The sequence below is a fragment of the Neoakkermansia glycaniphila genome (assembly GCF_900097105.1).
Classification (GTDB): domain Bacteria; phylum Verrucomicrobiota; class Verrucomicrobiia; order Verrucomicrobiales; family Akkermansiaceae; genus Akkermansia; species Akkermansia glycaniphila.
Map to the genome: position 1 here is coordinate 526,821 of NZ_LT629973.1, position 22,506 is coordinate 549,326.

Consider the following 22,506-nt stretch of genomic DNA (forward strand, 5'->3'; position numbering starts at 1 on the left):
CGCCCGAATCGCCCTAAAAAAGCGGAACGAATGAAATTGAGCCTTGAAAAAAACCGTGAGATCATGTTCAATAAAAGCGTTAAGTATGGACTCCGAAGGTTATAGAAAAACAGCGCCCGACGTATTCAACTGGGATACCGTACAACTGGCGCTCAAAGCAGCCGAAGAAGGCGTCTACTGCTGGGAAATCGACAAGGAAGTCATCCACTACACCGACCGCTGCCTCACCATGATGGGACTCCATCACCACGAAGTGGCGCCCAACATCTTCACCAACCCGGAGCAAACCATCCACCCGGAAGATCTCTCCTTCTTCCGACACGAACTCCAGCGCTACCTCAACGGGCACACCCACCTGCCCATGCGCATCGAAATCCGCCTCCTCAGCCAAACCTCCCGCGCATGGCGATGGATACGCGTCAACGGCCTTGCCGACCGCGACGAACACCACCGGCCCACCCGCCTCGTCGGAGTCTGGGTCGACATCTCCCGCCGCAAAACATCCGACCAGCGCGCACAGGAAGAACGCGACCTCTTCCGCACCCTCATCGAACACATCCCCGACAACATCTACTTCAAAAACCGCGAATCCCGCTTCGTCATGGCGAACTCCGCCACCGCCCGCAAACTCGGAGTCTCCACCCCCTCCGACCTCATCGGCATGAAAGACGAACACTTCTTCGGCAAGGAAATGTCCGACATCTCCCGCCGTGAAGAACTCGAAATCATGGAAACGGGCCGCCCCTTCTCCTCCCGCATCCACCATGAAGTCTGGAAAGACAAGGAGGAAACCTGGAGCCAGATCACCAAATTCCCGTGGTACGACCGTGAAGGCCACCTCAAAGGCATCGTCGGCATCTCCTCGGACGTCACCAAACTCGTCCAGGCCGAACAAAAAGCCCAAATGGCCGCCGACATCCTCGACCGCCGCAACCAGGCCCTCGAAAAAGAAGTCGACCTCGCACGCGAAATCCAGCTCTCCCTCCTCCCCTACTCCATCCCCTCCCGCGCCTGGCAAACTCCGGACACCCCGTCCCGCCTGCGCAGCGCGAACTTCCACCACATCTTCGCCCCCTCCGAAGGCGTTGCGGGCGACTGCTTCGAAGTCTTCTCCGTCGGCGACACAGGCGTCGGCGCCATGATCTGCGACGTCATGGGCCACGGCATCCGCGCCGCCCTCATCGCCTCCATGCTCCGCGGCCTCATGGAACAACTCTCCGGCCTCGGCAGCGACCCCGCGCAATTCCTCGCCTCGCTCAACCGCCAGCTCACCCGCATCCTCGTCCGGGCCAACGTCACCATGTTCGCCTCCGCCATGTATGCCTACATGGACCTCAGCACAGGCACACTCACCCTCTCCTCCGCCGGACACCCGGCCCCCATCCTCCTCTCGCCCGAAGGCAAGGCGACCATGCCCGCCCTGCCCCGCTCCATGGCTCTCGGCCTCCTCGAAACCACCCTCTACCACAACACCGAACTCCACCTCGAATCAGGCAGCAAACTCATGCTCTACACCGACGGCCTCACCGAAGCCGCCAACAAGGAAGGAGACGAACTCGGAGCCGGACGCGTCATGGACGAACTGGAACAGCTCGCCCCGCAGGACATCAAAACCATGATCCTCGGCGCCCTCAAATGCGCCGGACACTTCACCGGATGCTCCCAGCTCTCGGACGACATCTGCCTCCTCGGCATGGAATACCGGGACGACCCCATCCCGGAAGAAACTCCAGCCGAAGCCTGAACCGGGCATCCCCTCCGGGCATTCAAACCGGAAAACGCACTTAAGCCGCACTTTGGACTTCACTTGCAGGCCATTTTGCTGCATTCTCATGCCCGGTTAAACCCATCCAAAAGGATCTATGAAAATTGTCGTCGCTTACTCCGGTGGCCTTGACACTTCCGTACTGTTGAAGTGGCTCAAGGAAAAGTACAATGCAGAAATCATCGCCTACTGCGCAGACGTAGGCCAGGCCGACGAACTCGACGGCCTCGAAGCCAAAGCCCTCGCCACCGGCGCCTCCAAATGCTACATCGGCGACCTCAAGGAAACCTTCGCCCGCGACTACATCTACCCGATGTTCCAGGCCAATGCCCTCTATGAAGGCCGCTACCTCCTCGGCACCTCCATCGCCCGCCCCTGCATCACCAAAGACATGATCGACATCGCCATCAAGGAAGGCGCCGATGCCATCGCCCACGGTGCCACCGGCAAAGGCAATGACCAAGTGCGCTTTGAACTCGCAGCCAACGCACTCGCCCCGCAGCTCAAAGTCATCGCCCCGTGGCGCGACGACGAATTCCGCAAACAATTCCCGGGCCGCAGCGAAATGATCGCCTATGCCGAATCCCACGGCATCCCCATCCGCCAGTCCATGAAAAAACCCTACTCCATGGACCGCAACCTCCTGCACATCTCCTTCGAAGCCGGCATGCTCGAAGACATTTGGTACGACGCCACCACGGAAAAAGACCGTGCCATGTACGTCCTCTCCGTCTCTCCGGAAGAAGCTCCCGACACACCCCAGTACGTCCAGCTCCTCTTTGAAAAGGGCAACGTCATCGGCCTCGCCACCGAAGGGATCGAAGACATCATGAAAGAAACGGGCGTCACCGCCGAAGGCACCCGCGGAGAATACACCCTCCTCTCCCCCTATGGCGTCATGATGGTCCTCAACACCCTCGGCGGCAAACACGGCATCGGTCGCATCGACATCGTTGAAAACCGCTTCGTCGGCATGAAAAGCCGCGGCGTCTACGAAACCCCCGGCGGCACCATCCTCCTCGCCGCCCACCGCGACCTCGAAACGCTCACCGTCGACCGCGAAGCCCAGAAAGTGCGCGACAGCCTCATCCCCGAATACGCAGCCATGGTCTACAACGGCTTCTGGTTCGCTCCCGAACGCGAAGCCATCCAGGCCCTCGTCACCAAAACGCAGGAAACAGTCAACGGAGAAGTCCGCCTCAAACTCTACAAGGGCAACGTCATGCAGGCCGGACGCCGCTCCCCGAACTCCCTGTACAGCGAAGAAATCGCCACCATGGAAGGCGGCTACGAAGAACTCTACAACCAGAACGACGCCACCGGCTTCATCGCCCTCAACGGCCTCCGTCTGAAGCAGTTCAGCCGCGTCAACAACAAGTAAAACCTATTCCTCAAGCCCGTTCTGCGACCACGTGGAGCGGGCTTTTTCTCTCTCTCTTATGTCTACCTCGAACGTACCGTCCGTCTTTTACCACCCCGGAGTCTTCTCCATGGGCAAATACACCGGCATCTCGCGCTACATCTGCTCCCTGCTGGACGAATTCGAGCGCATGGGCATACGCTTCGGCTTGCCGCTCCGCCATACGGACAACGGCTACCTTCCCAAAACAACCTTCTTCCCCCGCACCTCGGGAGAAACCCCGCAAGCCCCGATCTCCGCACGGCTCCTGCACGCCATCGGACGCCGCACCTCCAAAAAAGACGCCTTCGACAAACACCTGATGAGGGAAACCGCCCGCAAGGCCTTCCGCCGCGGCAACTACAACCTCATCCACCCTACCCACACCAACGAACTCAGCCTCCTGGACTACGCGGGCAACACGCCGATGGTCATCACCATCCACGACATGATCCATGAAATCCTGCCTGAAGCCTTCCCGGCAAACGACCCCACGGCAGCCCGCAAAAAACTCTTCGCCGACCGGGCCGGACGCATCATCGCCATCTCGGAAAAAACCAAACAGGACATCATTGACATCCTGCATATCTCGCCGGACAAAATCGACGTCGTCCACCACGGCAACTCCCTCACACTGCCCGACCAGCCCGAACTCATCCCCTGCGACCGCCCCGACCGCTACCTGCTCTTCGTCGGACACCGCACCGCCTACAAAAACTTCGACCGCATGCTCGCGGGCCTGGCCCCTATCCTCCGCAACGACCGCACCCTCCACCTCCTCTGTATCGGAGGCACACCGTGGACACAGCAGGAACAGGAACGCATCCGCACGCTGGACATCGCCTTGCAAATACACCAGCAATATGCCGACGACACCCGGCTCGCCCTCCTCTACCACCACGCGCTGGCCTTCATCTTCCCTTCCTACTACGAAGGCTTCGGCCTCCCCATCCTTGAAGCCTTCGCCTGCGGTGCGCCCGTCCTCTGCGCCCGTGCCAGTTGCTTCCCCGAAATAGGCGGTGATGCCAGCCTCTACTTCGACCCCCACGATGAAAACTCCATCGGTGAAACCGTCCTCTCCACCATCCGCGACCAGGACAAACGGCAGGAAATGATCTCGCAGGGAACAGACCGACTTTCCCTCTTCACATGGGAAAAAGCGGCCCGCAACACGCTCGACAGCTACCGCCTCGCGCTTCAACAAGCATCGCACACGGCATGAACCCCGTCAAAAAAACCATCTTCCGCATCCTTGCCTCCCTCTCGCGGGCATGGTGCCGCATACACGGGGCTCAAATCGCCCCCACCGCCCTCATCACCGGATTTCCCCACATCAAAGTACGCCGGGGAGCCACCCTCATCCTTGAAGAAGGAACCACCGTTCACTCCCTGCGCGGCATGAACCCCGTCCTCACCACGCGAGCCACTCTGGCCGCCAATGCGGACGGAGCCGAACTCATCCTGAAAAAAGGCGCAGGCATCAGCGGCGCCTGCATCGTCTGCACATCCCGCATCGTCATCGGGGAAAACTCCATCATCGGGGCAGACGCCCTCATCCTCGACAACGACGCCCACCTGCCGGACACCCGTCCGGGCTGGATCTCCACCCTCACCCAAAAAAAACACGGCCGCCCCATCACCATCGGCGCCAACTGCTTCATCGGCGCGCGTGCCATCATCCTCAAAGGAGTCACCATCGGCGACGGAGCCGTTATTGCAGCAGGAACCGTCGTCACGCGCGACGTCCCCCCGGCACACCTCGCCTGCGGCAACCCTGCCCAATGCACTCCGCTCCCCGAGCGCATGCGGCAATCGTCATAAACCCGTACCGCCGGACACGCCTCTCTTCTTCACCTTCTCTTCCCGAAGGTACGGAAGCAGATAATTCCCGATCACCCGTGCAGCGTCATCATCCAGATGATCGTCATCCGTATACCACGACGCCCCCGTTTTCGGATTCACGATCGGAAACACATCCCCTTGCCGCAGCACCTCCTCAACACGCAAAACCTTAGCCAGCCCTTCCTCCTCCAAACGCCTGAACGCCTCACGCGCATATGCCGTCTCCTTCAAATAACGCTCGCGGGGAACGGCCAGCCTTGCAGCCCAATCGTTCCCCGAAGAACCGACAATCAACGAACGGGCATACAGCTCCGTCGGATACAACTCATCGGGCGCAATCTGTGCATCGCGAATCACCGGAGTCTGAGACAACACATAACACTGCGCCCCGGATTGGCCCAGCACCCGAGTCAGGCGCGACAGGAACGAATACACATTCGCATCGTCTGCATGCAAGTTCCTCGAAATCATCACCACACGAATACCCGACAACTTCACATACTCCACCAACTGCTTCAGGAAACGGCCCTGAGGATCCTGCAAATCGTCCTGAAAATCATGCGTCACATGCGCATTCTGAACCACGAGCACGCCCGAAAGACCGTTCTGCTTGCAAACAGCATCCAAACCATGTTCAAAATGCCCCGTATGGCTATCTCCAATCATCAAAAACGAAGGAGAATACCTGGTATCGCCGATATAATACAACTCCGTCAGCGGAGCCTGTGAATACAGCCGGAACGCCGGATTCTCGCGGTTCGCGCCCCAACGGCCCAAACCGCCCACCGTACCGACCGTCTGCTGCAACTGCTTCTCGAACACGCTCTGCTCGCGATGCTTCCAACCGTCTAATCGCTGTTGCCACATCCCGGCATGGAACTTCCAGCGCGCGGTAAAAGCGTCGGATGCGAACCGCCCGTTAGGCGCACTCGCATTGGCCTGAGGATGCACCACATCGCGCCAGCCATCACTGGCCAGCGTCGCCACGCACAAAACCGTCGTCAAACACATCCCCGTACCGGCCAGCAGAAAATAACGCGACGGCTTCCAATCGGACACGCGGAAAGGCAACTCCAAAAACTTCCACGACAAACACGCCATCAAACAGGAAACGGCAAACATACCCATATATTCCCACCAGAACAACGGACTGGGAGACAAAACATCGGCAAACCGCACATACTTCCAGAAAACGATCACGGGCCAGTGCCAGAGATACAGCGAATAGGAAATTTTGCCGACAAAAACGAACGGAGAAGAACGCAACATCCCTCCGACACACCCCACACCCCCATACCTCAGCACCAGCAAAGCCCCGGCCACGGAAGGCAGAGCAGCCAAACCGGGAAAAGCCGTAGTCGGCGTATAAAACAAATAGGGATAAACAATCAGCATCAACCCGGCCAGTGCAGGCCAATCATGCCATCTCCGCAACTGATCCCGAGACATCGCAGGCACAAACGCCAGCAACCCTCCCGCCATCAACTCCCAGCTCCTGTATTGCAGCAGATAAAACGCCGATTTTGCATCACCCTGCTCCATCGCCGCCCAAGCCAGATACAGGGATGCGAACGTCAATAAAAACAGCACGGGCACCATCAGCGGCCTGATATACTTGTACAGCGCCCATATCAGAATGGGCACAAACACATAAAACTGCTCCTCCACACTCAGGGACCATAAATTCAACAACGGATTACTATGGCATCGGGAGGCGAAATAGCCGCCTTCATTCCAGAAATAGAAATTGCTCAGAAAAAAACAGGAACTCTGCGCAGCTCCGGCCCAATACATCAGCAAACTGGCCGAAAACAGGCATAATCCTATCAGGAAAACGCCCAGAATCAGACCGAAATAAGCGGGAAAAATACGCTTGATGCGCTTCTTGTAGAAATCCTGCACCGTAAACGTTCCGGAACGCACGCTCGACAGAATGCCACGAGTAATCAAATACCCGGAAATCACGAAAAACACATCCACCCCGGTATAGCCGCCGGAACAAATCGCCGGAGACAAATGGTACAGAAGCACAGGAATCACGGCCAGCGCCCGCAACCCGTCAATATGGGGAAAATAGGTAGAGTGGATATAGGAGGGAGCAGGACTGTTCATTGCATGGAGATGCAATGAAATATACAAAAACACGTGTTAAGTCAAGCCCTACTCAGCATATCATACCCGCCCGTTCTTCTCCGCAAGGCCTGCCAGCCATCTGCTCTGCTCCATCCCAGCCGCCTCTTCCGCCGTAAAACCCATCCGGGGCCGCCAGTTGATGCCTCCCACCGTACCCGGAACATTCAGGCGGCGACCGTCATCGAACAGCTCCGTCCACATCATCGCCACATAGCGCGAACGGCACGCCAGCAAGGCATCGAACATCGCATTCTTGATCTGCGGATTCCAGGCGGCCAGCACCGTCTCCTCGTTCATGCCGCAAAACTCGGCGAAACACATCAGAACGCGCCTTCCGTCCTCGTACCCCGCCTTCAAGGCATCCATCTCCTCCTTGCCGGGGACGGGCTGCGCCGCTTCCGCACCGCGAAAGGCTTTCACCTTCTCCCAACACTCATTCCATGTATCCACAATCGGCGGAAAATCGTGCGTCGCATACACCGCAAACGAACAGGGATGATACGCATCACCCATCACAATATGCCCGTCTTCCCGAATCTCCCAGTGGGGAATCTTGAACCCGGCAATCCGGAGCAACTGCAAATCGGGCCGCACGTAATCCGGCACACAGCCCAGATCCTCCCCTATCACCACCGCCGAAGGATCGGCCTCCAGCAGCACGCGCAGCAACCTGTCGCCCTGCGCCAGATTCAACTTCCGATCCTCCTCCGTCCAGTCCGGTCTCGGCTGGAAACCGGGTCGCCGTCCGCCGCAACGCGCTGCCGCTTCATCCGGCGTCAGAGAAAGATACACGGGATTCTCCTCCGGAATCCACGGGAAAGCATAAATACGGTAAAACCCCAGAATATGATCCACGCGGTACATCCTGAAAATACGCGTCGTCATCCGGATGCGCCGCTTCCACCAGGCAAAACCGTCCTCCGCCATCTCCTCCCAGCGGTACAGGGGAATCCCCCAGTTCTGCCCCCACTTCGCCGTAAACGGATCATCCGCAAAATCCCCCTCGGCAGGAGCACCGCCCGACCACGAAACATCGAAATTCCGGCGCTCGAAAAACACATCCGCACTGGCCATCGCCACCCCGATCGGAATATCGCCCATCAAAGCCACACCCCGGCTATCCGCATACCGCCGCACATCATCCCACTGCATGAAAGCCAGCCACTGCAGCCACTTCTCATACAGCATGGCATCGCCATACTCCTCCGACATCAACCGCACACGATCGGGATCCTGCTCCGGCCACTTCCACCACTCGCAGGAACCGAACAGGCGAGACATCACGCGGAAACACGCGAAATCGTCCAGCCAAGCATCCTGCAACAGCACCCAATCCTGAAAATCCCTGCGTCTGCCTTCGAAAGCCTCTCCATCCCGGAAAACATCCCACGCACGCTTCAGCATCACCGCCTTCCATGCCCGCACGCGAGCATAATCCACCAGCGCCGGATCGCTCGCCGGATGCAGAGCATCCATCCCGATCTCCGAAGGCTGCGCCAGCTCCGGCAACCCCGGAACCCACTCCGGCTCCAAAGCTAGATACATCGGCTCCAAAGCCACGGAACTGACGGCTGAATACGGAGACGGAGCCTCCCCCTCACCCAGAGCATTCACAGGCAAAAGCTGCAAAAAACCGACACCGTGATCGGCGGCCCAATCGATCCATTCCTTCAATGCCGCCAAATCCCCAATACCGTGATCATTCTTCCGGCGAAGGGAAAACAGAGGCAACAACACACCAGTCATGCGCGCATTCTTCATCAGGCAACAGTCTATGAACGGGAAGCTCCCTGCTTCCGGTTCCCTTCACTCTATAGGAGACCGGCACGCAAGGCAAGAACAAACAGCTCGATGAAAACACGCGAACGAACCTGTTACACTCTTGTTGCAGAACTCTTGCTTGAAAAGCGGCCCATCCGTGCTATCCTGAATGCATGAATAACCGCTGCATCCTCATCGCGGAAGACGACGCATCCATCCGTCAGGCTCTGGCCGACGCCCTCACCGGAACCGGCTACACCGTCCATGAAGCGGGCGACGGCCGCAAGGCCCTCGAAATCCTCTTCACCCAGCATATTGACCTCGCCCTGCTCGACGTCAACATGCCCGAGGCGGACGGCTTCAAAGTACTGGCCATCATGGAAAAAGAATGCCCGGGCATCCCCGCCATCATGCTCACCGCCCGAGGCGAAGAAACCGACCGCATCAAAGGACTGCAACTCGGCGCGGACGATTATGTCGTCAAACCCTTCAGCATCCTCGAACTCATGGCCCGCATCACGGCCGTCCTCCGCCGCTCGCCCGAACGCCCCAAAATGCCAGCCATCCCCTCCTTCCCCGGCGGAACGATCGACCCTTCCGCCCGAACCGTCATCTTCGACGACGGACGCACCGTCGCCCTCTCGGAAAAGGAATTCGACCTCCTCGTCTACTTCCTCCGCCACCCGAACCGCATCATCGCACAAGAAGAACTCCTCATCCGCGTCTGGGGAAAATCAGCCAAACCCTCGCAAACCCGCACCATCCCCGTCACCCTAGCCCGCCTCCGCGAAAAACTCGGCAGCGACTCCGCCCTCACCCGGGGCTTTGAAAACATGCGCGGCATCGGATACAGCTGGACACCTCCCGTCATTTAGGCATGAAACTGCGCCTCCCCTGGATCATCGCCATCATCGTCACCCTCGTCCTCGGGGGCATGGCGTGGCTCGCGTATGAAGCGAAAACACTGGAAAAACGCTTTGCCAGCCTCGACAGGAAAGCGCAAACAGAACGCCTGCTCCAAATATCCCTCGAAACCGTCAACACCGAACTCGGCCGCCTCCTTCAACCGGAAATCGACCGCCCCTTCTACGAATACCATGAAACCTACGCACCCGGCCTCCCTGAAGAAAAACGGCTGAACAACACCCGCACCTCCCATCCGCTGGCACCATCCCCACTCCAAACGCAAACTCCCGGCTGGATCAAGGGATACTTCATGATCACCCCGGACAGAAAACTGAACACCCCCGCACAGGACAAGCAAATCCTCTCATGGATCAAGGAAACGCCCGGCCTCCTTTCCAACATGTACAACAAGGCGGAAAACCCCTCCGCCCCTGTCGTCATCCCCGGTGAAACGCCGCCTCGCCCCACAAACAGCATCGGCACTATCTCCATCACCGAACAATTCGAAACTGACCCCTACATCCCCGTCGTAGCCTCCCTGCCCCATGGGAGCTTCTTCGCATGGTGGTACAAAAACAACCTCATCTTCATGCGCGGCATCCGCACCACCCACGGATACTACACGCAAGGCTTCATCGTCGAAAAACAAACCCTCGAAAAACTCCTCCTCCCTCTGGTGGACAAACACCTCCCCAAACCCGCCCTCAACGCAGAACACACCCTCGGCGCAGGCAACATCAACCGCCTCCCGATCACCCTAGCACCGGGTCCGGAAATCATCCTACCCGACATGACAGCGCGCACCCGCGCCCTCAACAGCGCCATCCTCTCCATCTACCTCATCCCCGGCATCGCTGCCGTCCTCGTCATCGGCCTCCTCATCTTCTATAGCCGCCTCGTTCGCCGGAGAGACGACTTCGTCTCCACCATCACCCACGAACTACGCACCCCCCTCACCTCCATCACCCTCTACGCCGAAATGCTTGAGCACAACATGGTGCCCGACTCCAAAAAACACGAATACTACACCTCCCTCTACAAAGAAAGCACCCGCCTCTCACGCCTCGTGGAAAACGTCCTCGCCTTCTCCAAGCTCACGCGCGGCAAACTGCGCGGCAGGCAGGACTGCGACACCGGGGAAAACATCTTCAACCAGGTCGTCGACAAAATCCGCCCGCGCCTTGAAGAAGCAGGCTTCACCGTCAGCCTCGCCATCGCCCCGCAGGCACGCATCCTCCCCATCCGTACCGACATCATCTCCCTCGAACAAATCCTCGGCAACCTCGCCGACAACGCCATCAAATACGGCAAAGGCAACGAAAAACCCGCCATCCAGATCACCGTCCAGCTCCTCCCTCGCCGTGTCCTCATCCGCTTCCGGGACAACGGCCCCGGCATCGCCTTCGAAACCCGCCGCACCCTCTTCACCGCCTTCAGCCGCTCCGCCAAAGCCAACGCAGGCAAACAGCCCGGCATCGGCCTCGGACTCACCCTCTCGCGCGACATCGCCAAATCCATCGGCGGAGACCTCAGCCTCGAAAGCTCCAGCCTCACCGGCGCCTGCTTCATCCTCACCATCCCGGCCTGACCCCTCGCCGGCCTCCCCTTAATCCTTCGACGCCCGCGGATCGATCGCATCCCGCAGCCCGTCGCCGAGGAAATTCAGCGCCAGAAGCGTCAGCGAGAAAAACAGCGCCGGAAACAACAGCAGCTCCGGACTCACCTCCATCCGATCCGCACCCTCCTTAATCAGCGTACCCCATGAAGAATTCGGAGCCTTCACCCCAAGACCGAGGAACGAAAGCACCGACTCCAGCAGCATAATGCCCGGCACGGCCAGCGTCGTATACACCACCACCGTACCGAACAAATTCGGCGCGATATGGGAAAAAAGAATCCTCAAATGCCCAAGCCCCAGCGACCGCGCCGCCACAACATAATCCTGTCCCTTGATCTCCATCGTCTGCGTCCGCACAATACGGGCCAAAGTCAGCCACCCCAGCGCACCGATCGCCACGAAAAGCGGCACCAGACTCGTCATTGGAGCCACATCCTCCCTCGCCCAGCCCGTCGCCCCCACCAGCCAATCCGTCAACTCGCGCGAAGGCTCCTCGATACTCAACGAAAACACAATCACCAGCACGATAAACGGCAGGGCGAACAACACATCCACCGCCCGCATCATCACACTATCCGTCCGCCCTCCCGCGTATCCCGAAACCAGCCCGAACGTCAACCCGATCACCAGCGAAACAGCTGTCGCCACCAGCCCCACCAGCAGAGAAATACGGCCGCCGTACAACACGCGGGCAAGCAAATCGCGCCCCAGCTGATCCGTCCCGAACGGATGCTCCCACGACGGCCCAGCCGTAATATTCGTCAAATCCATCCGATTCGGAGCCTCCACCCACGGAGTCGCAGGCAGCACATAACACGCCGCCACCATTGCCAGCAGGAAAAACAGCGACACCATTGCCGCCCTATTGCGGCACAGCCGAAGCCGGGCATCCTTCCAAAGAGAATTGCCAGCCAGAGCCTTATTGCCGGAGAAACCATTCATGGTAGCCATATCAGGAAGCGGCGCGCAGCCGCGGATTCATCAAAAGTTGCACGAAATCGACCGCAATATTCACCCCCACAATCAGCACCCCGTAGCACAGCACCAGCCCCTGAATCAGGAAATAATCGCGCCCCGTCGTCGCATTCACGAAATGCAGCCCCATACCCGGCACCTGAAAACACGTCTCTACCACAAACGAACCCGTAATCAACGCCGCAAACGCAGGCCCCAAATACGAAACCGCAGGCAGCAAACCGCCCCGCAACGCATGGCACACCAGCAGCCGCACAGGCCCCGCACCCTTCGCCCTCGCCGTACGCACGAAATCCTGGGAAAGCACCTCCAGCATCCCCCCGCGCGTCAACCGCGCCAAATATGCAGCATTGATCAGCCCCAAAGTCAACGCCGGAAGAACCACGCATCCCCAATCATCCCACCCCGCCACACTCAGCCCCGGCACATGCATCCCCAACCACACACCCACCAGCGGAGCAATCACGAACGCCGGAATACAAATACCCAGCATCGCCAGAAACATCATCGCCGCATCCGGCCACCTATTCTTGCGGAAAGCCGCCACCATCCCCGCCGGAATACCCACAACCACCGCAACCGCCATCCCTACCACACCCAGCAGCAGCGACACCGGAAACGCCTGCGCAATCAAATCCGACACCTGCACCCCCTCCTTCACCAGCGAAGGGCCGAAATCCCCACGGAACAAAACACCCTCCCAATAATGCAAATACTGCACCCACGACGGCTGATCCAGCCCGTACGCACTCTGCAACTGCGCCAGCACATGCTCCGGCAGCTTCTTCTCGCCGAGGAAAGGATGCCCCGGCAACAGGCGGATCAGGAAAAACGTAATCGTCTCCAGCACGAAAATCACCACCACGCCCTGCCCCAGCCTCTTCAGCAGCATCTTAATCATCCCTCTTGCCCTCCTTCTCCACATACACCGCATCATACGGATGCGCATCCAGCAGCAGCCCGTGCCACCCCTTCACCTCCGGCCTCTTCAAATACGTACGGTACGCCCAGTACAAAGGCACTACCGGAGCCTCCTTCAGCATCGTCTCCTCCGCCTCGCGCAAAGCCGCCAGCCGCTCCTCCACCTTCCCGGAAGAATGGGCCCGGCGCACCGCCGCATCGAACCTCCCGTTTGACCACCCCGTCGCATTATTCCCGCTGCCTCCGCTCCACATCTCCACAAAAGTCGCCGGATCCAGATAATCCCCCGACCATGACGACGACGAAATATCGTACTGCAACTTCTGCTGCGCATCCTTATACGCCGTCCACTCGCACGAACGGATCTCCACATGAATTCCGAGATTCTCCAGCCACATCGCCTGAATCGCCTCCGCCATCACCTTCTGCACCTCACGCGAAGTCGTCATAATCTCCAGCGTCGGGAAACCCTTCCCGCCCGGAAACCCGGCCTCGGCCAGCAAACGGCGCGCCGTCTGCACCCGCTCCGCCTGCGTCGCCCCCGCATCCTTGAACATATCCGGAGTCTCATACCCCGCCCCCGGAGGCGTAAACCCCGTCGCCGGAGTCCCCGCATCGCGCACCACCTTATCCACCAAGGCATCCCGATCCACCCCGAGAGCCAGCGCCATCCGCACCCGCACATCGTCCAGCGGCTTGCGCGTCGTATTCAACCGATAAAAAAACGAACAATAATACGCATCCCGGCAAAACGCATCGGGAGCCTTCCCCTTCGCATACGCCAGCATCTCCGGCGGCACATTATTCGTCACATGCAACTTCCCGTCGAAAAACATCCGCGTCTCCGTAAACGCATTCACCACCGGAAGAAAACGCACCGCATTCAGCGCCACCGCTCCGGCTCTCCAATACTGCGGATTCCGGCGCACCTCCACAAAATCATTGAACCGATACTCCGCCAACACAAACGCACCGTTCCCCACCCACTTCCCGGGCTTCGTCCACTCGCTGCTCCGGTCAAGCATACCCCCGTTCGCCTCCACCGCATGCGCAGGCACCGGGAACCACGTATAATGCAGCAGAAGCAGCGGCAAATGCGGCGTCGGCTCGCGCAGCGTCAGCCTCAGCGTCCGCTCACCCACAGCCTCCACACCCACCCCGGCCTTCTCCCACAAATCGCCCTCGCCGCCCAACTCCTTCCTCAGCCAATCCTTATTATACGCCTCCGCATTCTTCAGCGGAAACAGCATATCAGCATACTTCCCTCCAAAAAGGGGATGCAGCAAACGATGATAGGCATACACGAAATCATGCGCCGTCACAGGCCTCCCATCACTCCATCGGGCATCCTCCCGCAAACGGAACGTCCACACATCCTTCGCCTCATTCGCCTCCCACGACTCCGCCACGCCGGGATGCACCTTGTCATCCTCCATCGCATCGCCGCGCACCAGCCCCTCCAGCAGCGTACCGATAATATGCCAGTCCGCCACCGCCGTCGCCTTATGCGGATCGAAACTCTGAGGCTCGAACCCGTTCCCCACCAGCAACACCCCCTCCTCATCCGCCTTCTCCACCGAAGAACGCGTATCGCACCCTGCCAACAGCAGAGCCACGGCACACAACAACGGCAACAAACACTTCACGCGGCGCATTCTAGCAGAAAACACCGCCCCCTGTCAGCCAGAAATGCGTCACACCGCCAGAAAACGGAACATGACCATCCTCCTCCGTATCCTCACCATGCTCTGCATGAAACACACCCCGGCCAAACATTTTCACAACATCGCGTGATTCATCACATCCATCGGAGCCCCGTTCACACATGCGGTTCGCATGACGAATCCCGGACATCCTGTTTTTTCTCCCCATCTTTTCGTATTCTGAAAGCGATATTGGTCACGTAAGATTCTCCTGCATAATTCGACACGGTACGAACGGCAACACCTTTATCAGGAGCCGTGAAAACAAGCAAATATTGATCCTTGTACTCGTCATCGCGACCCAAAGAGTCCTCGGACATCACCAGCGCGGCAGCATGAGGCGAAATCTGACGATAAACAAGTTCCAGCATGAATGTACTGCTTCTTCTGTACGGACATTGGACAACAGCGACGGATTCCCCCAAATGAATATCGGAACACTCTCTCTTCATCTGTTTCCTCCACCACCAGTACCCCGATCGATCCTTGCCTTGGGACGAATAAAACAGCGAATCCCATCCGATTGCCCCCGAATCGTCAAACTCAATTGTCACATTCTTCAACTCTTTCGGAGCCAAAGGAACGACCTCTTCTTGTACATTGCTTTCGCAACCTGTCGATACCTTCACGCCAGCCACAAGCTTCGCATTCCATATAAAATTCTCACGGTGACTCACCAAACGCGGCGTAAAATGATAAAGAACACCCTTACCCTTCTCCGTCCAGACAATTTGCATGACATCCTTGTATCCATCACCAAGAATCTGTTCCTCCACCTCTTCCACATTGGGCATAACCCGGGTCACTGGATTCACCGCTTCACGGAAGGCTACAATCGTCACATTCCCACCCACCTCCTTGACAAACAAGCCGGGATCGTCCCGGCGCAACACAACCGTCGAAGGCACCTCACCTTCCCTCGCCGAACTCCACGTATGGTCGTCCTGCGACACCACCGCATCCTTGAAATCCAGAGTGAGAGCCCCACCGCTCCAGCCTGGCGGAGACACGTCCGCAATAGAATGCTCTTCATTACTCCCACAGGCAGTAACCAGCAGAAACGGCACATAATACAATATTTTCATATTCGTCATCAGGCTGATAATCAATCCCGATCTTCTTTTAAATCATTAGAAATCTCTCGCAATTTATCTAACGATTTTTGCATTTCCGCGTCACTTACCTTCCGATCCCTTGCACGCTGCACATCATCAAGAACCTTTCCTGCATCTTTCTGCCCCCCCTCCTGCGCTTTCCTAGCCCATTGTTCAGCCAAATCCAAATTTTCGGATACACCGGACATACCTATAACATAGCATTCGGCCAAATTAAGCATGGCTTCTGAATTCCCTGCGTCTGCGGCTTTCGTCGCCCATTTGATAAATTCCTCGTTATTCTCATCAGCACCCCAACCGATACGGTAATCAACAGCGACATCATACATGGCCTCACTATCCCCCAATTGGGCAGCACGCAAAACATACTCATGGGCTTTTTCCCAATCAAGTTTGACGCCAAACCCCTTCTGATGAAACCACGCCATACATTTCAAACCCCGAACATAATTTTGCTCGGCGGCTTTCTTATACCACATGACAGATTTCGGATATGATTGATCCACATCTTCGCCATCCTTATATAACGCACCCAAGTCACACTGAGCCTCTGGATCGCCTTTCATCGCCTTCTTGTACAACTCCCTCGCCTTTTCCGATTTCAATTCGACAGGAATCCCGTTTTTAGCTATTCCGGCCTTTCCCGACGCCGTACCAGCAGGATGCAGGGCATAACCGATACCGCAGCCAATCAGCAAAGCAACTATCCCCGTCACGACAACTTTTCTGTCCATCCACTCCTTCCATTTCTTTTCAGGTGGAAAGACTGATGCAAGCGTTCGCCACTCCTCCGCCCCCTCTTCGCAAACCATATCCTCGGCGGCAATCGCGCCATCGCTCAACAACTTCTTCAAAGCGTCCGTCGAAAAAGGCCCCTGTGCATCCTCGCCCTGTTTGGCATAGTAGTAGTTTTTCATCTATGGCAAAAATACCCATATTCTACCAAACCGTCAAGCATTGATTGATAGAAACCTGATGAATACACAAATTATTTCCCCTTTCAGCCCCTCGTCTGAACGAAGATCATCCGAAACCCCGCGTTTTCATCCATACCCCTTATTTCGCCTTGATGATACTCCCCCTCTGTGGCAGAATACACGCCGCATGAAAGTGATCACCATCTACGGCAGCCAGAGCGACCTTCCCTTCATGGAACCCGCACGCGAATACTTCGCCGCGAACAACGTTGAACATGAAGAAGTCGTCTACTCGGCTCACCGCAACCTTCCGGAACTCGTCAAATACCTCGAAGACCTCGAAGCCAGCGATGAAAAAGCCGTCATCCTCGCCGTTGCAGGCCTCTCCGCAGCCCTCCCCGGCGTCGTCGTCATGAGCTGCTCCCTGCCCGTCATCGGCGTCCCGGTACCCGGCGGCCCCCTGAACGGCATCGATGCCCTGCTCGCCATCACGCAAGTACCCGGCGGAGTACCCTGCACCAGCGTCGGCCTTCACAAGAAGACCCCCGTCAATGCAGCCATGGCAGCCCACCGCATCCTCAAGCTGGCCGAAAAGTAACACCTTCACCTTCCCGCACCTCATGAATACGGATGCTCCCATCATTCTCGACCAGGCGGGAATCGACCAGTCACTCGACGCAATGGCCCGTGCCATTGCGTCGAGCCGCGCAGGCGAACCCCTCGCCCTCGTCGGCCTCCTCAGCAAGGGCGACATCATCGCCTACCGCCTTGCCGACCGCCTTCGCACCCTCGGCCTCGAAGTCCTCTGCGGAGACATCGACATTTCCCTCTACCGCGACGACATCTACACACTTGAGGCACGCCCCTCCCTCCGCTCCTCGAACCTCCCCTTCTCCACGGATGGCATGCGCCTCGTCCTCGTCGACGACGTCCTCTACACAGGCCGCACCGTCCGCGCCGCCCTCAACGCCATCTTCGACTACGGCCGCCCCGCGCGCGTCGAACTCGCCTGCCTCATCGACCGCGGAGGTCGCGAAGTACCCATCCAGCCCGACTACGTCGGCCACACCCTTTCCGAACCGGAACAGAAAATCAAGGTTCACCTCTGCGAATCCGAAGGATTCGACGCCGTCACCATCGGATAACACACACACCACGCCATGAAGCCACGCAAGGATCTTCTCACCATCGGCTCCCTGAGCGACGAGGACATACGCACCATCCTCGACTCCGCCACAGCCATGAAGGAACTCTTCACCAAAAGCGTCAAAAAGGTACCGGCCCTCAAGGGAAAATCCGTTTTGACGCTTTTTTATGAGCCCAGCACCCGCACCCACTCCTCCTTCGAAGTGGCAGCCAACCGCCTCTCGGCGGACGTCACCAGCTTCACCGTCTCCACCTCCTCCGTCGTCAAGGGAGAAAGCGTCCACGACACCATCGACACCCTCCAGGCCATGAAGATGGACTACATCATCGTGCGCCACAAAAACAGCGGCATCCCTGCCGTCATCGCCCGCCACACCAAAGCCTCCGTCATCAACGCCGGAGACGGCGCGCACGCCCACCCCTCCCAGGCCTTCCTCGACGCCTTCACCATCCGTGAAAAATACGGCGACATCTCCGGCAAACGCATCGTCATCATCGGAGACATCCTCCACTCCCGCGTCGCCCGCTCCACCTCACTCATCCTCAAACGGCTCGGAGCCGAAGTCGCCTACCTCGGCCCCGGCTCCCTCGTCCCGCAGGAACGCCACACCGGCATCCCCCGCTTCACGAACTTCGATGACGCCTTCGCGTGGAAACCCGACGTCATCTACCTCCTGCGCGTCCAGAACGAACGCATGGACTCACCCTTCTTCCCCAACGCCAAAGAATACCACCGCATCTACGGAGTCACCGAAGAACGCCTCAAACGCATCGACGACCTCGACCTCTCCATCATGCACCCCGGCCCCGTCAACCGGGGCGTCGAAATCTGCGACCTCGCCATGGACTACCGCAACTGCCTCATCAACCAGCAGGTCGAAAACGGCATCGCCGCCCGCATGTCCATCCTCTACCATCTGACACCTCAGACCCAAAGCCATGAAGCCTGAAATCATCCTCTTCATCTCGCAGGCCACCGACATCGCCTCAGGCCGGGAAATCGACCTCTGCATCGCGGACGGCACCGTCATCGCCTGCGGCAGCGCAGGCACCCTCACCGCCCCGGAAGGAGCCAGAACCATCGATGCCACGGGTCTGTACATCCTCCCCGGCCTCTTCGACCTGCACACCCACATCTCCATCACCGGCAAGGAAACCGGGTACTGCGTCGCCGCAGCTGCGGCAGCAGCCCGCCAGGGCGGCATCACCGGCTTCCAGTGCATGCCCAACACCTCCGCCGTCCTCGACAACGGAGCGCAAATCACCAGCCTCATGGACATCGCCGCAGCACAACCCGGCATCTCCATCGTCCCCGCCGGGTGCATCTCGCAAAACTGCGAAGGCGAACAGCAGGCCCCCTACGACACCCTGCGCTGCAAAGGAGTCAAATTCATCACCGATGCCGACCACATCCCGCACAACCTCCTCATGCTCTACCGAGCCATGAAATACGCCTGCGAACTCGGCCTCACCTTCGCCCTCCGCGGCGACCTCCCGCAGCTCACGGAAAAAACCTACGCCCATCCCAGCGTCACCTCCTACCGCCTCGGCCTCCACGGCACACCCTCCTGCGCCGAAGAAATCGGCATCGAAACCATCATCCGCCTCGCCGGAGATGCCGGAGCCGCCATCCACGTCCAAACCGTCAGCACCGCCGGAGGCACGGAAATCATCCGCCGAGCCAAAAACGAAGGCCAGCGCATCACCGCCGAAGCTGCCCTCCACCACCTCATCTACACGCACGAGAACATCGGCGACTACGACACCAACTTCAAAACCCTCCCCCCCCTCCGCGACCGCTCGGACTGCGAAGCCCTCATCGCCGCCATCAACGACGGCACCATCGACTGCATCGTCAGCGACCACACCCCCCGCATCCCCTTCGCCAAAAAACAGGACTTCTGCTCCGCGCCGCACGGCATGATCGCCCTCGACACCTACCTCCCGGCCCTCTACACCAGCCTCGTCCGCCCCGGCCACATCGGCTGGCAAAAACTCCTGCAGGCCTGCGCCGTCCGCCCCCGCCAGCTCCTCGGCCTCGACGTACCGGAACTCCGCGAAGGCTCCGCCGCCGACTTCATCCTCTTCGATCCCGAAGGCACCACCGAAGTCACCCCGGCCATGCTGCAGGCTCGCACCGAAAACACCCCCCTCCTCGGCACAACCCTTCACGGGCGCGTCATCAACATCACTGAAGCATGACCATCTGGATCGTCAGCGACGGCAAACGAGGCCACCTCAACCAGACACAAGGCCTGGCTCGGGAACTCATCGAGGAAGCCCGACAGAGACAACCGGACGGCAACCACGAATACTTCGTCGTCAGCGTCGAAGGCAAATCGCGGACCGCACGCCTCTTCTACCTCGGCAAGGAACTCGACCTGCCCACGCCCGACCTCATCCTCGGAGCGGGCCACGGCACACACATCCCGCTCCTGCACATGGCCCGGCACTACAAAGCCCTCGGCATCGTCTGCATGAAACCCAGCCTCCCGGCCACCATGTTCGACCTCTGCCTCATCCCCCGCCACGACCTCATCGGCAAACAGCAAACCGGCAGCAGCATCCTCCCCACCGTCGGCGCCCTCCACGGCATCAAACCCAGCCCCGAAACGCCGAAAAAACACACCCTCATCCTCATCGGCGGCCCCAGCAAAGAATTCGACTGGGACGAAGACACCCTCATCAACCAGCTGGCGGACATCACCCGGCACAACGACATCCCCCTCGTCCTCACCACCTCCCGCCGCACCCCCCAAAACTTCGTACCCGACCTCCGGCAGGCTTGCCCCGGCATCCGCATCGTCCCCGTCGAAGAAACGGATGCCGCATGGGTACCTGCCCATCTGGCAGCCGCTCGCGACATCTGGGTCTCGCAGGACAGCGTCTCCATGGTCTACGAATCCCTCGGCTCCGGTGCCCCCGTCGGCATCCTCGACATGCCCCCTCGCAGCAAAACGCCCTCCCGCGTTGCCCAGGGCCTCCGTATGCTCATCGAAGAAAACCGCGTCACCCCATACCGCACATGGGCGCGCAGCCACCGACTCTCCACCACCCACGCCCCGCTCCTCGAAGCGGAACGCATCGCCTCCTGCATCCTCGACCGCTACCCGGCCCTGCTGCACCACCGGCAACCCTGAACCCGACTCACCGCCATGCCCGCCCCCCTCACCGTCATGCACCTCCTGCCCTCCCTCCACTCGGGCGGAGTCGAACAAGTCGTCCTCGAACTCGGTGAAGGACTCTCCGCACAAGGAGTCCGCAACATCGTCGTCTCCTCCGGCGGCTCCATGGTCCCGAAACTCAAAGAACAGGGTTCCATCCACTACGCACGCTCCATCGGCAAAAAAAGCCTCTTCACCCTGCGCGAAGTCCCGCGCATGAAACGCCTCATCCTCAAGGAACGTCCGGACATCCTCCACCTCCACTCCCGCGTACCCGCATGGGTCGGCTACCTCGCGTGGAAAATGATCCCCGCCGACCAAAGGCCCGGCCTCGTCACCACCTTCCACGGATTCTACTCCGTCAACGCCTACTCGAAAATCATGACCCGGGGCCAGCGCATCATCGCCGTATCCGGCTGCATGCGCGACCACATCCTCGAAAAATATCCCCGTACCCCGGCCGACATCATCCGCGTCATCCCCAACACCATCGACCCCGCCCTCGACCGCTACGGCTACCGCCCCTCCGACGCATGGCTCCGCGAATGGCACACAATGTACCCGGAACTCGCCGGCAAATACACCCTCTGCCTCCCGGGCCGCATCACCCGCCTCAAAGGCCACCTCGACCTCATCCCCATCCTGCAGGGCCTCCGCGAAGCCGGACTCCCTGCCCACGCCGTCATCGTAGGCGAAGTCAAAAAAGGCAAAACCGCCTACAAGGAAGAACTCGTCCGCGCCTTCGACAAAGCCGGCCTCGCCTCCTGCATCACCTGGACAGGCCACCGCCGAGACCTCCGCAACGTCCTCTGCGCCTGCGACGTCACCCTATCCCTCACCCACGTCCCCGAATCCTTCGGCAAAACCACCCTTGAAGCCCTCGCGCTCGGCCGCCCCGTCGCGGGCTACAGCCACGGAGGCGTCGGCGAACAACTCAACGTCTTCCTGCCCGAAGGCAACGTCCCCCCGCTCGACACCGCCGTCATGGTCGACACCCTCACCCAGTGGTACACCTACCCGCCCGAAACACCCCGGGAAATCCCCCCTCCCTACCGCCGGGAAGACATGATCCGCGCCCACCTCGACGTCTACCGCGAACTCCTCCCCGCCATCCCGGAGCCGGAACAAAAAACAACCTGAC

19 protein-coding genes are annotated in these 22,506 nt (G+C 59.2%); 12 read left to right on the forward strand and 7 right to left on the reverse strand.

The features are described 5' to 3' along the window. Positions 1-85 precede the first annotated feature (85 nt). The 4 genes from PYTT_RS02160 (at position 86) to PYTT_RS13810 (ending at position 4,985) form a co-directional block, all read left to right on the forward strand. The gene (locus PYTT_RS02160; RefSeq protein ID WP_067773848.1) at positions 86-1,744 is read left to right on the forward strand and encodes a SpoIIE family protein phosphatase; all 1,659 of its coding nucleotides are present in this window, start codon (positions 86-88) and stop codon (positions 1,742-1,744) included. 118 nt (positions 1,745-1,862) lie between these two features. Then, positions 1,863-3,146 carry an argininosuccinate synthase gene (locus PYTT_RS02165; RefSeq protein WP_067773851.1) on the forward strand — a complete coding sequence of 428 codons (1,284 nt, stop codon included), beginning with the start codon at positions 1,863-1,865 and terminating at the stop codon, positions 3,144-3,146. Between the two features lie 58 nt (positions 3,147-3,204). Further along, the gene (locus PYTT_RS02170) at positions 3,205-4,386 is read left to right on the forward strand and encodes a glycosyltransferase family 4 protein (protein ID WP_067773854.1); all 1,182 of its coding nucleotides are present in this window, start codon (positions 3,205-3,207) and stop codon (positions 4,384-4,386) included. Continuing rightward, entirely contained in the window at positions 4,383-4,985 is a 603-nt protein-coding gene (locus PYTT_RS13810; protein WP_067773857.1) for an acyltransferase, read from the forward strand. The genes PYTT_RS02170 and PYTT_RS13810 overlap by 4 nt, the downstream gene beginning before the upstream one ends. Here the strand turns inward: PYTT_RS13810 and PYTT_RS02180 are convergent. Further along, a complete protein-coding gene (locus PYTT_RS02180) occupies positions 4,980-7,118 on the reverse strand; it encodes an acyltransferase family protein (protein WP_067773860.1) in 2,139 nt (712 codons plus the stop codon). The two genes, PYTT_RS13810 and PYTT_RS02180, sit on opposite strands and share 6 nt — an antisense overlap. A 60-nt stretch (positions 7,119-7,178) precedes the next feature. Then, positions 7,179-8,900, reverse strand: a complete 1,722-nt coding sequence (locus PYTT_RS02185) for a 4-alpha-glucanotransferase (RefSeq protein ID WP_067773863.1) — start codon at positions 8,898-8,900, stop codon at positions 7,179-7,181. A gap of 173 nt (positions 8,901-9,073) precedes the next feature. Between PYTT_RS02185 and PYTT_RS02190 the strand changes: the two genes are divergently transcribed. Together PYTT_RS02190 and PYTT_RS02195 are read left to right on the forward strand one after the other, a co-directional pair. Next, the gene (locus PYTT_RS02190; RefSeq protein WP_067773866.1) at positions 9,074-9,775 is read left to right on the forward strand and encodes a response regulator transcription factor; all 702 of its coding nucleotides are present in this window, start codon (positions 9,074-9,076) and stop codon (positions 9,773-9,775) included. 2 nt (positions 9,776-9,777) lie between these two features. Next, on the forward strand, positions 9,778-11,394 hold the full coding sequence (locus PYTT_RS02195) for a sensor histidine kinase (RefSeq protein ID WP_067773870.1): 1,617 nt from the start codon (positions 9,778-9,780) through the stop codon (positions 11,392-11,394). Between the two features lie 18 nt (positions 11,395-11,412). On the opposite strand, the gene PYTT_RS02200 is transcribed toward PYTT_RS02195, so the two are convergent. The 5 genes from PYTT_RS02200 to PYTT_RS02220 all read right to left on the reverse strand — a co-directional run bounded on the left by PYTT_RS02200 (position 11,413) and on the right by PYTT_RS02220 (position 17,055). After that, positions 11,413-12,375 (reverse strand): ABC transporter permease, encoded by a 963-nt coding sequence (locus PYTT_RS02200; RefSeq protein ID WP_067773873.1) that lies wholly within the window; start codon positions 12,373-12,375, stop codon positions 11,413-11,415. 1 nt (position 12,376) lies between these two features. Then, positions 12,377-13,300 carry an ABC transporter permease gene (locus PYTT_RS02205; protein WP_067773876.1) on the reverse strand — a complete coding sequence of 308 codons (924 nt, stop codon included), beginning with the start codon at positions 13,298-13,300 and terminating at the stop codon, positions 12,377-12,379. Beyond that, positions 13,293-14,966 (reverse strand): peptide ABC transporter substrate-binding protein, encoded by a 1,674-nt coding sequence (locus PYTT_RS02210; protein WP_172801746.1) that lies wholly within the window; start codon positions 14,964-14,966, stop codon positions 13,293-13,295. The genes PYTT_RS02205 and PYTT_RS02210 overlap by 8 nt, the downstream gene beginning before the upstream one ends. Positions 14,967-15,139: 173 nt before the next feature. Next, positions 15,140-16,108 (reverse strand): hypothetical protein, encoded by a 969-nt coding sequence (locus tag PYTT_RS02215; RefSeq protein ID WP_141675737.1) that lies wholly within the window; start codon positions 16,106-16,108, stop codon positions 15,140-15,142. Positions 16,109-16,128: 20 nt separating this feature from the next. Next, a complete protein-coding gene (locus tag PYTT_RS02220) occupies positions 16,129-17,055 on the reverse strand; it encodes a GYF domain-containing protein (protein WP_067773885.1) in 927 nt (308 codons plus the stop codon). 187 nt (positions 17,056-17,242) lie between these two features. Here PYTT_RS02220 and PYTT_RS02225 point away from each other — a divergent pair, with 187 nt between their 5' ends. From PYTT_RS02225 to PYTT_RS02250, 6 genes are read left to right on the forward strand one after another with little or no spacing between them, the layout of a single operon-like run. Then, positions 17,243-17,653 (forward strand): AIR carboxylase family protein, encoded by a 411-nt coding sequence (locus PYTT_RS02225; RefSeq protein WP_067773887.1) that lies wholly within the window; start codon positions 17,243-17,245, stop codon positions 17,651-17,653. A gap of 22 nt (positions 17,654-17,675) precedes the next feature. After that, positions 17,676-18,200, forward strand: coding sequence for a bifunctional pyr operon transcriptional regulator/uracil phosphoribosyltransferase PyrR (pyrR, locus tag PYTT_RS02230; RefSeq protein WP_067773890.1), 525 nt, complete (start codon positions 17,676-17,678; stop codon positions 18,198-18,200). A gap of 15 nt (positions 18,201-18,215) precedes the next feature. Beyond that, positions 18,216-19,151, forward strand: coding sequence for an aspartate carbamoyltransferase catalytic subunit (locus tag PYTT_RS02235; RefSeq protein ID WP_067773893.1), 936 nt, complete (start codon positions 18,216-18,218; stop codon positions 19,149-19,151). After that, positions 19,141-20,403: a dihydroorotase gene (locus tag PYTT_RS02240; protein WP_067773897.1), complete on the forward strand. Its 1,263-nt coding sequence runs from the start codon at positions 19,141-19,143 to the stop codon at positions 20,401-20,403. The genes PYTT_RS02235 and PYTT_RS02240 overlap by 11 nt, the downstream gene beginning before the upstream one ends. Further along, complete coding sequence (locus PYTT_RS02245; RefSeq protein WP_067777450.1) at positions 20,400-21,341, forward strand: mitochondrial fission ELM1 family protein; 942 nt, start codon at positions 20,400-20,402, stop codon at positions 21,339-21,341. The genes PYTT_RS02240 and PYTT_RS02245 overlap by 4 nt, the downstream gene beginning before the upstream one ends. A 15-nt stretch (positions 21,342-21,356) precedes the next feature. Further along, complete coding sequence (locus PYTT_RS02250) at positions 21,357-22,505, forward strand: glycosyltransferase family 4 protein (RefSeq protein ID WP_067777452.1); 1,149 nt, start codon at positions 21,357-21,359, stop codon at positions 22,503-22,505. Position 22,506: the final 1 nt, after the last annotated feature.

What these genes read in the sequence shown, in the direction of transcription:
- PYTT_RS02160 (WP_067773848.1), top strand. Translation starts at nt 86, where the DNA reads ATGGACTCCGAAGGTTATAGAAAAACAGCGCCCGACGTATTCAACTGG.
- PYTT_RS02165 (WP_067773851.1), top strand. Translation starts at nt 1,863, where the DNA reads ATGAAAATTGTCGTCGCTTACTCCGGTGGCCTTGACACTTCCGTACTG.
- PYTT_RS02170 (WP_067773854.1), top strand. Translation starts at nt 3,205, where the DNA reads ATGTCTACCTCGAACGTACCGTCCGTCTTTTACCACCCCGGAGTCTTC.
- PYTT_RS13810 (WP_067773857.1), top strand. Translation starts at nt 4,383, where the DNA reads ATGAACCCCGTCAAAAAAACCATCTTCCGCATCCTTGCCTCCCTCTCG.
- PYTT_RS02180 (WP_067773860.1), bottom strand. Translation starts at nt 7,118, where the DNA reads ATGAACAGTCCTGCTCCCTCCTATATCCACTCTACCTATTTTCCCCAT.
- PYTT_RS02185 (WP_067773863.1), bottom strand. Translation starts at nt 8,900, where the DNA reads ATGAAGAATGCGCGCATGACTGGTGTGTTGTTGCCTCTGTTTTCCCTT.
- PYTT_RS02190 (WP_067773866.1), top strand. Translation starts at nt 9,074, where the DNA reads ATGAATAACCGCTGCATCCTCATCGCGGAAGACGACGCATCCATCCGT.
- PYTT_RS02195 (WP_067773870.1), top strand. Translation starts at nt 9,778, where the DNA reads ATGAAACTGCGCCTCCCCTGGATCATCGCCATCATCGTCACCCTCGTC.
- PYTT_RS02200 (WP_067773873.1), bottom strand. Translation starts at nt 12,375, where the DNA reads ATGGCTACCATGAATGGTTTCTCCGGCAATAAGGCTCTGGCTGGCAAT.
- PYTT_RS02205 (WP_067773876.1), bottom strand. Translation starts at nt 13,300, where the DNA reads ATGATTAAGATGCTGCTGAAGAGGCTGGGGCAGGGCGTGGTGGTGATT.
- PYTT_RS02215 (WP_141675737.1), bottom strand. Translation starts at nt 16,108, where the DNA reads ATGAAAATATTGTATTATGTGCCGTTTCTGCTGGTTACTGCCTGTGGG.
- PYTT_RS02220 (WP_067773885.1), bottom strand. Translation starts at nt 17,055, where the DNA reads ATGAAAAACTACTACTATGCCAAACAGGGCGAGGATGCACAGGGGCCT.
- PYTT_RS02225 (WP_067773887.1), top strand. Translation starts at nt 17,243, where the DNA reads ATGAAAGTGATCACCATCTACGGCAGCCAGAGCGACCTTCCCTTCATG.
- pyrR (WP_067773890.1), top strand. Translation starts at nt 17,676, where the DNA reads ATGAATACGGATGCTCCCATCATTCTCGACCAGGCGGGAATCGACCAG.
- PYTT_RS02235 (WP_067773893.1), top strand. Translation starts at nt 18,216, where the DNA reads ATGAAGCCACGCAAGGATCTTCTCACCATCGGCTCCCTGAGCGACGAG.
- PYTT_RS02240 (WP_067773897.1), top strand. Translation starts at nt 19,141, where the DNA reads ATGAAGCCTGAAATCATCCTCTTCATCTCGCAGGCCACCGACATCGCC.
- PYTT_RS02245 (WP_067777450.1), top strand. Translation starts at nt 20,400, where the DNA reads ATGACCATCTGGATCGTCAGCGACGGCAAACGAGGCCACCTCAACCAG.
- PYTT_RS02250 (WP_067777452.1), top strand. Translation starts at nt 21,357, where the DNA reads ATGCCCGCCCCCCTCACCGTCATGCACCTCCTGCCCTCCCTCCACTCG.